The following is a 12,898-nucleotide window of genomic DNA, read 5'->3' on the forward strand; positions in this document are numbered from 1 at the left end:
GGCGATTTGAGGGAAAAAGGCTTAAGAGAACTGCCCTTGGCAGGGGCTCAGGCACCCGGACCCGGAACAATCAACCGCTCCAGCGATGTCAGGGTCGCGGCGGGCAGGCGCTTTGGCCGCCCATTGAGATCGATGCAGGCGGCGTCCACCTGAGCGGTGATGAGGACGGTGCCGCCGTGCAGGATGCGCTGGGCCACGGCCAGCCGGGCACCGCGCGCCTGCGTGAACCGTGTCTCGACCATCAGCGCGTCGTCGATGCGCGCCGGGGCGACATAATCCACCGTGATACGGCGCACCGCGAAGCCCAGCGGCGGGTCGAGGGCGAGGAGATCGCTATGGGACACCCCGGCGGTGCGCAAAGCATCGGTGCGGCCGCGCTCCAGGAATTTGAGATAATTGGCGTAATACACAATGCCGGTGAAGTCCGTGTCCTCGTAATAGACCCGGATGGGCAGGCGGTGCGCGCCGTCTGACCAGGTGCCGGATGTGGGGGTCATGGCGCGTCGCCAAACAGATCAGGCCCGGTACGCGGCGGCTCCAGCCCCAGATGAGCCCACGCCCGCGCCGCAGCGACCCGTCCGCGCGGCGTGCGCTGGATGAAGCCCTGCTGGATCAGGAAGGGTTCGACCACATCCTCCAGCGCATCGCGCGCTTCGGCGCAGGCCGCCGCCAGCGTCTCCACCCCCGCCGGGCCGCCGGCGAAACTTTCGATCAGCACCCGCAAATAGCGCCGGTCGAGGCTGTCGAGCCCCAGCACGTCCACTTCCAGGCGCGCCAGCGCCGCGTCGGCCACGGCCCGATCGATCACCGGCGAACCATCGGATTCGGCAAAGTCACGCACCCGGCGCAACAGCCGCCCCGCCACGCGCGGCGTGCCGCGCGCGCGCCGGGCGATCTCCATGGCACCGTCCTGGGTCATGGCCGCGCCCAGCTTGCCGGCACCGCGCGCCACGATATGGGCGAGCTCTGCGGCGTCATAAAACTCCAGCCGCACCGGCACGCCGAACCGGTCGCGCAGAGGCGTGGCCAGAAGGCCCGCCCGCGTGGTGGCGCCGATCAGGGTGAAGGGGGGCAAATCGATGCGCACCGTGCGCGCGCTGGGCCCCTCGCCAATCACCAGATCCAGCGCGAAATCCTCCATGGCCGGGTAGAGGATTTCCTCCACAATGGGCTGCAGGCGGTGGATCTCGTCGATGAACAGGACGTCGCGCGGCTCCAGATTGGTCAGGATGGCCGCCAGATCGCCGGCGCGCGCAATGACAGGACCGGAGGTGGCGCGAAAGCCCACGCCCAGCTCGCGCGCGACGATCTGGGCCAGCGTGGTCTTGCCCAGACCCGGCGGGCCGGACAGCAGCACATGGTCCAGCGCCTCACCGCGCCGGCCGGCGGCGTCGACAAACACTTTGAGATTCGAGATCGCTGCCGTCTGGCCCACAAAATCGCCAAAGGACAAGGGCCGCAGCGCCTTGTCGCGCCCGTCCCCGGCCTGATCCTCCGGCGAGATGATGCGCTCAGGTTCGCTCATCGCGCCAGCTCCTTCAGAGCCGCCTTGATCAGCGCCCCTTCGCCCGCCTCATCGCCCAGATCACGCAGGGCCTGGGCTGCGGCGCGGCGGGCGTCGCTTTCGCCATAGCCCAGATTGATCAGGGCCGAGACAGCCGCTTCGCGCGCAGCGCTGGCGGCGGGGGCGGCGGGCGCGGATGGCGCGGTTGAACCGGCAGACGCCGCCAGCGCCGCGCCCCCGCCCAGCGTGCGGCCCGCCGGGGGCGCCTTGTCTTTCAGCTCCGCCGCAATGCGCTGGGCGAGCTTGGGGCCGACGCCCTTGGCGCGCGAGAAAGCCGAAGTGTCGCCCAGCGCCGCGGCGCTTTCAATCTCGCCCGGCGCAATCGCGTCCAGGATCGCCAGCGCATGGCGCGCGCCCACGCCCTGCACCGATTGCAATCGCACGAACCAGGCCCGCTCGGCATCGGTGAGGAAGGCGAAGAGTTTCAGCGCGTCTTCGCGCACATAGGTCTCCACATGCACGCTCACCGCCGCGCCGGGGCTGAGACGCGAGAGCGTACGCGCGCCGGCATGGATGAGATAGCCCACCCCGCCCACATCGATGACCGCCTCTTCCTCGCCGACGGCGTCCACCATGCCTTTAAGCTTGCCGATCATGACGCCGCCCTCGCTGAAACCATCCCGGCCGGGCGCCGGTGATGGGCATGACAGATCGCCACGGCCAGCGCGTCGGCCGCGTCGGCCTCGGCCTTCGCGCCGGGCAGGATCACCGACACCATGGCCGCGACCTGGGCCTTGTCTGCCGCGCCCGTGCCCACCACCGCCTTTTTCACCAGACGCGGCGCATATTCGGCCACCGTCAGCCCGGCCCGCGCAGGCGCCAGCATCGCCGCAGCCCTTGCCTGACCGAGTTTCAGGGCGCTGGCCGGATTGACGTGGACGAACTGGTCCTCGACCGCGGCCTCGTTGGGCTGATGCGCGCCGATCAGCACCTCCAGCGCGTCGTAAATCGCACACAGGCGTTCGGCCATGGGCGCGCGCGACGGCGCACGGATGACGCCATAGGCCACAAGGGTCAGGCGCGACCCGGACTGATCAATCAGCCCCCAGCCCGTGGCGTTAAGACCGGGATCGACGCCAAGAATGCGAATCGCTGCGCTCATGGCGTCAGCATAGCCCGCCTCGCCCCCTCCCGCTCCTATGGTTTCAGACGCCCTCAAGGCTGCGAATTTTCGCTCGCCAGCGCGTGGGAAGAGGCGTAGCATCAAGGTGTTGCAGCTTTGGGGGCGGGCATGGCGAAATTCAGACCACTGACGCGGCGATCGTTTCTGGCGCGTGTGGCCGGCGGCGGGGTGGCGCTGGGCGCGGCCGGCCTGACCGGATGCGCCACCGGCCCGTATACCGGTGCCACCGATTCCGATCCGTTTGACGCCGTCGGCCATGGCCGCTCGGGCGGATATGGCGGCGGGCCCGTTCACGGGTCGGGCTGCACGGACGCCGATAGCGGGGCCTATGCCGATCCGGGCGGTCAGGGCCGCCGCTGCGGCGGGTACGAGCCGGGCTATACCGGCTTCACAGATAATGATGGCGGTGCCTATGCCGACCGCGCCAATTATGGACACGGGCGCGGCTCCGGCGGCGGACGGGCTTGCTCGGACGCCGATAGCGGGCGCTATGCCGATCCGGGCGGGCAGGGCGTGCGCTGCGGCGGGTACGAGCCGGGCTATACCGGCATCACCGACAATGATAGCGGCTCGTATGCGGATCGCGCCAATTATGGCCGCGGCGGATCGCGGTCCTGTTCGGACTCTGATTCCGGCCCCTGGGCCGACCCGGGTGGTCAGGGGCGGCGCTGCTGATCATGGACGCCAAGTCCGGCCCGTTCGGGCTCGCCGAGCTGATCGCGCCGCACGATGAGGCCGGTTTCCTTGATGAGGTCTATGAAAGGCGCGCGCTTCACGTGCCCGGGCGCGATCCGGACCGGTTTCGCGCCCTGATCTCCACGGCCGACATTGACCGCCGCCTGGCTGATGAGCTGTTCCGCGAGGGCGAGGCCTCCATGGCCCGCGCCGAACCCAAGCTGGCTGAAAGCGCCTATATCAACCGCCTGGGCGTGCTGGACCGGGGGCAGGCCGCGCGCCTGTTCCAACAGGGCGCGACCCTGATCCTGCCCCAGCTGCACACGCGTGTGCGCCCGCTCGCCGATCTGTGCCGGGCGCTGGAGGCCGATCTGTCTGCCCATGTGCAGACGAATATCTACCTCACCCCACCCAACGCCCAGGGCTTCCAGACCCATTATGACAATCATTGCGTCTTCGTCCTCCAGGTGGAGGGCGAGAAGCGCTGGCGGCTCTATGACTCGCCCGTCGGTGCGCCCTATCGTGGGGAGCGCTTCACGCCGGGCCAGTACGCGGCTGGCGCGCCGAGCCAGGAGCTGATCCTGAAACCCGGTGACGTGCTCTACGTGCCGCGCGGGCTGATGCATGACGCGGTCAATGAGGGGTCGGGCGCGCCGTCTTTGCACATCACCACCGGGGTCATTACCCGCACCTGGGCCGATTTTCTGCTGGAAGCGGTGTCGGAGGCTGCCCTGCGCCTGCCCGAGCTGCGGCGCTCCCTGCCGCCGGGCTTCCATCACAGCGCGGATGCGACAGTGTTTCAGGCCCGTTTCACCCAGGCGCTGCGCGCGGTGGAGTCCGAGGCCGATATCGCCTCGGTCATCGCCCTGTTCGCCGATGAATTCGTCACCAGCCGCACGCCCGACACAAGTGGCGCGCTGACCGGCGGCCCGGTGACGGACAGCACGCCGGTGCGCCGGCGGGCACTGACCGCGCTGCATCTGGCGGAAGACGACGGCCATATCGCGGTCACGGGACCCGGCGGGCCGGTGATGATTGATCTGGCCGCCGGTCCGGCGCTGGAGCGCCTGGTGGCGGGCGAGACGGTAAGCGCCGCCGATTTCGCCATGCTGGGCGAGGACAAGGCCCGCGACGCTATCGCCCGCCTGCTGGCCTTCGGCCACGCCCGGCGGGTTTAGGGCTTCAGAGGTCACTCTCACGAAAACAGGGACTTGCGATCACTCATCCCTGCAAATCGAACATTAAATGTCAGATTTACAAGGATAATGCCCCGTTACGGGAACAGGATCGCTGTGGCGATGGAGAAGTAAACCAGTATGCCCATCACGTCGGCGATGGTGGCGATCAGCGGGGCGCTGGCGGTTGCGGGATCGACTTTCAGCCGGCTGAGCACAAAGGGCAGGCTCATCCCGATCAGGCTGCCGACCAGCACCACGATCACCATTGAAATCGACACCACGAGCGCGATGCCCATGTCGCCGCGCGCATAGCCGATGGGCGCCACAGCCAGCGCCATGGTCCCGCCCAGCATGGCCGCCACAAGCAGCTCGCGGCCCAGCAGCACGCCCCAGTCCTTCATCACGACGTCGCCTGTGGCCAGGGCGCGCACCATCAGTGTCGCGCCTTGCGCCCCGGCATTGCCGCCTGAACCGATGATCAGCGGCATGAAGATCACCAGCGTCACATAGGCGGCGATCGTGTCTTCAAACACCGCGATACCCGCGCCGGAGAACAGATTGGCGAACACCAGGATGACCAGCCAGACAATGCGCTTGCGGTAGAGGGTGAAAATCGGCGCATCGCGCACGCTTTCGCCAAGGGAGCCGGCAGCGGCGAATTTGTGGAAGTCCTCTGTGGCTTCGGCTTCGACCACGTCGATCGCGTCGTCATGGGTGACGATGCCGACCAGCTCTCCGGACTCGTTGATCACCGGGATGGCCAGCACGTCATAGCGCGCGATCTTGCGGGCTACCTCTTCCTGGCTTTCCTCCAGACGCACCACCAGAGCGCCGCGCTCCATCAGTTCGGCGATCGGGGTGTCCGGGGCGGCCAGGATCAGCGCCTGCAGGCGCACCGAGCCCAATAGCTTGCGCTCCTCATCCACGACATAGGCGCGATAGATGGTTTCCTTGTCCGGCGCTTCCTTGCGCAGGGAATCGATGGCCTCGCCTGCGGTCAGCTCCAGACCCAGCGTGGCGTAGTCCGACGTCATGATCGCGCCGGCCGTGCCCTCTTCGTGGGAGGCGAGGCGGCGGATGTCTTCGCGTTCGGCGCGCGCCAGACCGGGCATCAGCGCGGCGCGCTGATCTTCGGTGAGCCGGTTATAGAGGTCGGCCCGGTCGTCGGAGTTCATCTCGCTGACGATCTCGACCAGCTTGGCGCGCTCCAGGATCAGCGCCAGCGCCTCCTGGGTATCGCCATAGAGATAGCCGAAAATCTCGGTCTGATGATCCAGTGTCTGGGCCATCAGAAGATCGCGCGCCTGTTCGGGCTCCAGCTCGTCCAGCAACGCCGCCGCATCCACCGCGTGGGCGTCGGCCACAAAGGCGGTCAGCGCTTCGGTGTCGTTCAGGTCGAGGCCGTCCTCGGCCATGGCTTCGAGCACGCTCATGAGCGATCCGTGTTTGCTGCGGGCAGGGCGCGCGCGGTCAGGTGTGCGCGCCGGAGGCGGTATAGGCTTATACGCGCTTGAGGGCCTCAGCCGCCACAGCCTGCGCTGTAATGGCGAAATGATCGTAGAGCGCCTCCGCCGGTGCCGACGCGCCAAAACCGGTCATGCCGACAAATCCGCCTTCGCGTCCGATCAGCGCGTCCCAGCCCCAGCGTATCCCGGCCTCCACCGCCACGGCGGGCAGAGCCGGATCGACCACGCTGTCGCGATACCCCTTGTCCTGGGCCAGGAAGGTCTCGACGCTGGGTGCGGATACCACGCGGGCGTCCACGCCGCGCTCTTTCAGGAGGCATTGGGCTTCCAGCGCCAGCGCGGTCTCGGTGCCGGTGCCGATCAGGGTTACCTGAGCCGTCCCGTCCGCCTCGCTCAGCACATAGGCACCGCGCCCGCTGAGATTCTTCGAGCCAGTGTCCGTGCGCAGGTGCGGCGTCTTCTGGCGCGACAGGATCAGGCAGGTCGGCCCGTCCCGGCGCTCCAGCGCCACACGCCAGGCTTCGGCGGCCTCCACCGCGTCAGCGGGTCGGAACACCGCCAGATTGGGGATGGCGCGCAGGGCGGAGAGATGCTCCACTGGCTGGTGGGTGGGGCCGTCTTCGCCCAGCCCGATGGAATCGTGGGTGAAGACATAGATCACCGGCTGGTTCATCAGCGCCGACAAGCGCACCGCCGGGCGGCAATAGTCTGAAAACACCAGGAAGGTCCCGGCATAGGGGCGCACGCCGCCATGCAGCGTCATGCCGTTCATGGCCGCGGCCATGCCGTGCTCGCGCACGCCGTAATGGATGTACTGGCCGGCGTAATTGTCAGCGCTGAGCGGGGCTTGCCCCTTCACCAGCGTGTTGACCGAGCCGGTCAGGTCCGCCGATCCGCCGGTCAGGCCGGGGACTTTGTCCCAGAAGCTTTCAATCGCCTTGCCCGACGCGGCGCGGGTGGCCAGCGCCGGCTTGTCGGTCATGAGCTTGGCGATATGAGCGTCCAGCGCCTCCAGCGCGGCTTTGGGCGTGTCTCCCGACAGCTGCGCATCGAACTGCGCGCGCGATGATGACGTGGCGTGGCGCTGCGTCCACGCCGCGCGGGCCTGCGCGCCGCGTTCCGCCACGCTTCGCCAGCCCTCATACACGGCGTCCGGAATCTCGAACGCGCCATGGGTCCAGCCCATGGCCTTGCGGGCACCGGCAATCTCGTCCGCGCCCAGCGGCGACCCGTGGGACCCGGCCGTGCCGGCCTTGGTGGGCGCGCCCTTGCCGATGATGGTCTTGCACGCGATCAGCACCGGATGGTCGCTCAGCCGCGCCTGCGTCAGCGCGTCGTCCACCGCTTTGGGGTCATGTCCGTCCACGTGAAACACCCGCCAGCCCGCGCTTTCAAAGCGCGCGCCGTGGTCAGTGGTGTCGGACAGCTCGGTGGAGCCGTCGATGGAGATGGAGTTGTCGTCCCATAGCACGATCAGCCGGTTCAGCTTCCAGTGACCGGCCAGCGCAATGGCTTCCTGGCTGATGCCTTCCTGCAGATCGCCGTCCGAGGCGATGACGAAGGTATGGTGGTCCACAAGATCATCGCCATAGCGCGCGTTCAGCATGCGCTCGGCCAGCGCCATGCCCACCGCCGTGGAAATGCCCTGACCCAGCGGGCCGGTGGTTGTCTCCACGCCCGGCGTGTGGCCGTACTCGGGATGGCCCGGCGTCTTGGAGCCGAGCTGGCGGAAGTTTTTCAGCTCCTCCATGGTCACACCCTCCACCCCGATCAGGTGCAGGATGGAATAGACCAGCATGGAGCCGTGACCGGCTGACAGTACGAACCGGTCCCGGTCCGGCCAGGCGGGATCGGCCGGGTCAAACTTGATGTGGCGCGTCCACAGCACGGCGGCGGCGTCCGCCATCCCCATGGGCATCCCCGGATGGCCCGACTTGGCCGCTTCCACCGCATCCATGGCGAGGGCGCGGATGGCGTCGGCCAGCGGCTGGATCGCCGTGGTGTCCAGAGGGGGGAGAGCGGGGGTGCGGGTCATGGGCGAGCCTTCGTCAAGAGCCTGTCAGTGGCGCGCATATAAGCGGATTCGCACCCCGGAAGCGAACGCCTAGACGGCGTCCAGCCCCAGCCTGCGGGCGAGATCAAGCGCAACGGGATCGAAGCCGCCCGTGTCGCCGGAAAGCAGATCGCGGGCAAGCGCCTTGCCCAGCTCCACGCCCCATTGGTCAAACGGGTTCAGGCCGTAAAGCGCGGCCTCCACAACGACTTTATGCTCATGCAATGCCACCAGCGCGCCCAGGCTCTCAGGGCTCAGGCCGGGCAGAAGGATCGTACTGCTCGCCCGCCCGCCCGTGATGGCCTTGTGCGCCGAGAGCGGGCCCTCGCCGCCGCCGCGTCCCGTGGTCAGGGCTGCGCCCTGAGCGGTCATGTTGGCGTTGAGCGCGCGCGCACGCGGGTCTTCCATGAACCCCGCATCCTTGAGGGCGATGAAGTCCACCGGCGCCTCGTCCTGGCCCTGATGCAGCCACTGGAACACCGAGTGCTGCAGGTCCGAGCCGCGCCCGCCCCACACCAGCGCGCCCGAATGACTTGCCGCCAGCGCGCTTCCGTCATGGGTCACCGACTTGCCCAGGCTCTCCATCTCCAGCTGTTGCAGATAGGCGGGCAGGCGCTCGAGGCGTGAGGAATAGGCCGTCACACAGCGCGAGGGGAGCCTGCGCGCCGCCCGGTTCCAGGCGTCCACCAGTCCCTTGGCGATGGCCATGTTGGCGGCGGGCGGCGCGTCCATCACATGATCGTCCATCACCCGTGCGCCGTGCAGCAGGCGCGAATAGACCCGTGAGCCCACCGCCAGCTCGATGGCGATCCCCGCCGGCGACCACAGCGAATAGCGCCCGCCCACCCCGTCCTCGAACGGGAAGATGCGCTGGGGATCCACGCCGAACGCCGCCGCCTTGTCCGGCGCGGCTGTCGCCGCGCACAGGCGCGCATTGGCACCGGCCTCGCCCAGCCGTGCCGCGAGCCAGTCGCGCGCCGCCTGGCCATTCATCAGGGTTTCCTGGGTGGTGAAGGATTTCGACACGATGACCACCAGCGTGGTCTCAGGCTCGGCCCCCTCCAGCGCGTCGTCCAGATCGGCCGGATCGAGATTGGAGACGAAGCGCGCCTCCACGCCCTCGCGCCGCCAGGCTTTCAGGGCGTCATAGATGAAGCGCGGCCCCAGATCGGATCCGCCAATGCCGATATTGACGATGCGCCGCAAGGGATGACCGTCCAGCACATCGTGCGCCTGCGTCGCGTCGGTGAAGGCGGCGGTGCGCGCGCGGGCGTCGCGCAGCCGGCCCGCCAGCGCCGCGTCAGACAGGCGCTCCGGGTTGCGGCAGGCGGTGTGCAAAGACGGGCGGCCTTCAGTGGTGTTGACCTGATCGCCGCGCATCATGGCCGCGAAGGCGTCCGGCACGCGGGCCTCGTGTGCGGCACCCAGAAGGGCGGCCCAGGCCTCCATATCCAGGCGCTGGCGGCGGGCGTCGAACACCAGGCCGGCGGCGTCGACCACCAGCGCGTCATCGCGGCGAGGCTGCGCGATCAGGGTGCTCATGTCAGCTTTGGCGAGGCGGCCGGCATGGGTCGTCAGGGCGGCGAGAGTCATCGGGGGTGCTCCAGAATTTCAGTCCTGCCGGTGTTCGGCGGCCCAGATCAGCACGGTCAGCCCGCCCTTGATGCCTTCCGGCTCGAGGGTGACAAGCTGTTTGAGGTCAAGGCCCGCGCCGGTCAGCCAGCCGGTGACCTGGGCGGGGGGGAAGCCGAGATGGCGGTGATGATGCTCCACGCGCAAGGCTTCGTGCCGGTGCTCGGCGAAGTCCACGATCAGCAAGACACCGCCGGGTGCCAGCACGCGCGCGCATTCGCGCACCGCCTCGCGCGGGTCAGACAGATAGTGCAGCACCTGGTGCACGGTGACCAGGTCGGCAGCGCCATCTTCCACCGGCAGAGCCGAGGCGTCCGCCTGGCGCACGAAGCGCGTGCTCAGCCCGGCCTCTGACAACTTGGCGCGCGCAACCGACAGCATTTCGCGCGACAGATCCACGCCCATGCCTTCATCGGCCTGGGCACTGAACAGCTCCAGCATCCGCCCGGTGCCCGTGCCCACATCCACATGGCTTTTGAAGCGCCGGCCGGTCACCAGGCGCACCAGTTCATTTTCCACCGCCGCTTCGGAGAAATGCATGGAGCGGATCTGCGCCCATTGCGCCGCGGCGGCCTCGAAAAAGCGTTCGGCGCTCTGGGCGCGCAGGCGTTTCAGCTCGCTCAGGCGCTGGCGGTCACGCTGTACCTGGGGGTATTCAGGATCGGTGAAGTCCTCGATCAGCGCTGCCAGCCTCGAGACCGGTCCGGTGCGCACCAGCCGGTAGAATACCCAGCCGCCTTCGGGGAAGCGCTCGCACAAACCGGCGTCTGCCAGGAGCTTCAAGTGACGCGACACGCGCGGCTGGCTCTGGCCGAGCACCTGGATGATTTCGCTCACCGTCATTTCGCCCTGGGACAGCAGCGACACGATGCGCAGGCGCGAGGGCTCGGCAAGCGCCTTCAGTTTCGCCAGCAGATCGGTCTGCATCCCGTCACCTCGCTTCACGCCGGACCGATGCGCGAGCATGGCCAGACGATGATGGCTTAGCGGGGCTGGTGCGATTTGTCATCCGGACGCGGGTGTGCGCCTCAGATCAGATCCAGTGATCCGAGCACGCCGGGGATGGCCTGCTTCAGCTTGAAAAAGCCTTTTTGCGCATGGGTGAAGAAGCCCCGGTCCCAGTCCCGGCGCAGTTCGCCCAGCGTCAGGCCGGCGGACTTGAACGTGGGCATGGCCGAATCCAGGGCGTCACGCGCCGGGCCCTGACAGGGGCGCTGGGTCAGGATCTGGCGGGCACCGGCCTGCTTGGCGAGGGCGATGACGTCGGCCATGGACGCGGCCTCGTGAACCGGGCAGCCCAAGGTCTGCGCCGTGCGCTGGCGCGCATCTTCGAAGGCGGCGCAGGTGAAGGCGTTTGCCGCGGCACCAGTCGCGAGCGGGCTGAGCGCGGCGGACGTATCCAGCGTCACCGCGCCGGCAATATCCATCCCCGCCAGGCCCCAGCTTTCCGGGTGCAGGTCGTCGGCCGTCAGCAGCAGGAAGCCCGGCGCAGTCCGGTCCAGGCGCGCCGCCGGTGCCAGCGGTACCGGCGCGGGATGACCCGGATCGTCCGCCAGCGGCGGTGCCTCAGGTGCCAGATCGCCGGCGCGCGGCTGGAAGCGGCCGCCTGTGAACCGCGCGATATTGTCAGCGCGCGCCAGATAGGTCTTGCCCGGCGTATGCAAGCCCCCCACCCAGCGCCAGCTCAGCGTGTTGGACGCGGGGTCGGCGTCGATGAGATGGCGCAGGAACCAGTCCGCCCCCAGACGCCAGGGCAGGCCCAGCGTGTAGATCCAGATCGAGGCCGCCCACATGCGCGCATGATTATGCAGATAGCCGAACGCATCCAGCTCGCCCGCCCAGGCGTCGAAGCAGTCCAGTCCCGTGCGTCCCTCCATAGCGGCGGTGTAGCGGGCCGCCAGCGCGCGATCACGTTCCAGCGCGTCGAGATCACGCGCCAGCCCGGTGCGGTAATCGGCCCAGACCGAGGGCCGCATCTCCAGCCAGCCTTTCCAGTAAGTGCGCCAGCAGACCTCCTGGACGAACTTTTCCGCGCCCTGAAGCCCGTGGGCCTCTATCGCGGCGCGGGCCAGCTCGTCCTCGCCGATCATCCGCCGGCGTATATGGGCGCTAAGGCCCGAGATATTGGACCGGTCATCCGGCCCCCGGTCCTCATTGCGGTGCGCGCCATACACCCGGCCCATGGACGGCGTGAATGCCGCAAGCCGGGCGAGCCCGGCGGCACGCGTCGGGCCGGGCAGGGCGGCGCTGAGGGCACCGGAAAACAGATCGGTCTGGCTCATGGGCGCAGCATTTAGCGCGCCCCCGGCGTCAGCCCAGCCCGGCGGCGTCGAGATGGGCGTCGAGATGGGCGCGCCGCGTGGTGTTGACCAGCACGCTGTCCACATCGCTGCGCGCCAGCGCCGCAAGGACGCCCGCCGCCGGATGCACCCGTCCCCGTCCGCCTGTGGCCGGACGCAGACTGCGCGCCAGCGCATAGAGATCGGCCGGACGGCGCGGGACGCGCCGCGCCGGGCGCGCATCGCCTGCCGTCTGAATGGCGATCACCGCCATGCCGCGGGCGCGGGCGGCGGCCAGGCGCGCGTCTTCGCGGGCCCCGATGAAAGGGTGGACAGGGGCCATCATCAGATCAAACCGCCCTGTGGCGATGGCGGCGTCCAGCTCCGGCCCCAGCCCGGTCACGCCCAGCCGCCCAAACGCGCCTGACGATTTCAGCGCCGCCAGCCGGGCGAACAACGCATCTGTCAGCTCGGACGGGTCGGGTCCGTGCAGGAACAGCGCGTCCACCCCCTCCACGTCCAGCCGGGACAGGCTGGCGCGCAGGCTGGTTTCGATGGCTGCGGGCGAGAAATCGCGGCTGCGCCGGGCCACACCGCTGCTGGCAATCCCCGCCTTTGTGCAGACGAAAACATGATCGCGCGGCAGCTCCCGCAACGCCCGGCCCAGCCGCCGCTCCGCCTCGCCCGCGCCATAGGCGGGCGCGGTGTCGAACACCCGCACCCCGCCCTCGAACGCATGCCGGATCAGGCCCAGCGTGGCGTGGGCGGGAACCAGCGGCGTGCCATGGGCGCCCGAGACGCCGAAGCCGAGACGGGAGAGACCTTCAATCATGGGCGCGAGCTTTACTGGCTTTGCGCGCCGACGGGAATGCATTTCGCCATTCCATGGGCGCACCGTCCGCCCTGCTATCCCGTCGTTATCAGACAA

The 12,898-nt window shown here is 68.7% G+C and carries 12 protein-coding genes; 2 read left to right on the forward strand and 10 right to left on the reverse strand.

What is annotated here, in order from left to right:
* Window positions 1-47 precede the first annotated feature (47 nt).
* Genes ybgC through ruvC form a run of 4 tightly spaced genes read right to left on the reverse strand, consistent with a single transcriptional unit; the run spans window position 48 to window position 2,666 of the window.
* On the reverse strand, window positions 48-497 hold the full coding sequence (gene ybgC / locus L2D00_12095; protein WBQ12582.1) for a tol-pal system-associated acyl-CoA thioesterase: 450 nt from the start codon (window positions 495-497) through the stop codon (window positions 48-50).
* On the reverse strand, window positions 494-1,525 hold the full coding sequence (gene ruvB / locus L2D00_12100) for a Holliday junction branch migration DNA helicase RuvB (GenBank protein WBQ12583.1): 1,032 nt from the start codon (window positions 1,523-1,525) through the stop codon (window positions 494-496). The genes ybgC and ruvB overlap by 4 nt, the downstream gene beginning before the upstream one ends.
* On the reverse strand, window positions 1,522-2,160 hold the full coding sequence (gene ruvA, locus L2D00_12105) for a Holliday junction branch migration protein RuvA (GenBank protein WBQ12584.1): 639 nt from the start codon (window positions 2,158-2,160) through the stop codon (window positions 1,522-1,524). The genes ruvB and ruvA overlap by 4 nt, the downstream gene beginning before the upstream one ends.
* A complete protein-coding gene (ruvC, locus tag L2D00_12110) occupies window positions 2,157-2,666 on the reverse strand; it encodes a crossover junction endodeoxyribonuclease RuvC (protein WBQ12585.1) in 510 nt (169 codons plus the stop codon). The genes ruvA and ruvC overlap by 4 nt, the downstream gene beginning before the upstream one ends.
* A 129-nt stretch (window positions 2,667-2,795) precedes the next feature.
* On the opposite strand from ruvC, the gene L2D00_12115 reads away from it, so the two are divergent.
* Both L2D00_12115 and L2D00_12120 read left to right on the forward strand, forming a co-directional pair.
* On the forward strand, window positions 2,796-3,362 hold the full coding sequence (locus tag L2D00_12115) for a twin-arginine translocation signal domain-containing protein (GenBank protein WBQ12586.1): 567 nt from the start codon (window positions 2,796-2,798) through the stop codon (window positions 3,360-3,362).
* Between the two features lie 2 nt (window positions 3,363-3,364).
* Complete coding sequence (locus tag L2D00_12120) at window positions 3,365-4,540, forward strand: cupin domain-containing protein (protein WBQ12587.1); 1,176 nt, start codon at window positions 3,365-3,367, stop codon at window positions 4,538-4,540.
* A gap of 95 nt (window positions 4,541-4,635) precedes the next feature.
* Here L2D00_12120 and mgtE read toward each other — a convergent pair whose 3' ends face one another.
* The 6 genes from mgtE to L2D00_12150 form a co-directional block, all read right to left on the reverse strand.
* Window positions 4,636-5,973, reverse strand: a complete 1,338-nt coding sequence (mgtE, locus tag L2D00_12125) for a magnesium transporter (GenBank protein ID WBQ12588.1) — start codon at window positions 5,971-5,973, stop codon at window positions 4,636-4,638.
* 67 nt (window positions 5,974-6,040) lie between these two features.
* A complete protein-coding gene (tkt, locus tag L2D00_12130) occupies window positions 6,041-8,041 on the reverse strand; it encodes a transketolase (protein ID WBQ12589.1) in 2,001 nt (666 codons plus the stop codon).
* Between the two features lie 69 nt (window positions 8,042-8,110).
* On the reverse strand, window positions 8,111-9,652 hold the full coding sequence (gene pgi, locus L2D00_12135) for a glucose-6-phosphate isomerase (protein WBQ12590.1): 1,542 nt from the start codon (window positions 9,650-9,652) through the stop codon (window positions 8,111-8,113).
* 18 nt (window positions 9,653-9,670) lie between these two features.
* Complete coding sequence (locus L2D00_12140; protein ID WBQ12591.1) at window positions 9,671-10,618, reverse strand: metalloregulator ArsR/SmtB family transcription factor; 948 nt, start codon at window positions 10,616-10,618, stop codon at window positions 9,671-9,673.
* 101 nt (window positions 10,619-10,719) lie between these two features.
* Window positions 10,720-11,973, reverse strand: coding sequence for a hypothetical protein (locus L2D00_12145; protein WBQ12592.1), 1,254 nt, complete (start codon window positions 11,971-11,973; stop codon window positions 10,720-10,722).
* Window positions 11,974-12,001: 28 nt separating this feature from the next.
* A complete protein-coding gene (locus L2D00_12150) occupies window positions 12,002-12,802 on the reverse strand; it encodes an aldo/keto reductase (GenBank protein WBQ12593.1) in 801 nt (266 codons plus the stop codon).
* Window positions 12,803-12,898: the final 96 nt, after the last annotated feature.

This window comes from Hyphomonadaceae bacterium BL14 (assembly GCA_027627705.1).
Classification (GTDB): Bacteria; Pseudomonadota; Alphaproteobacteria; order Caulobacterales; family Maricaulaceae; genus Oceanicaulis.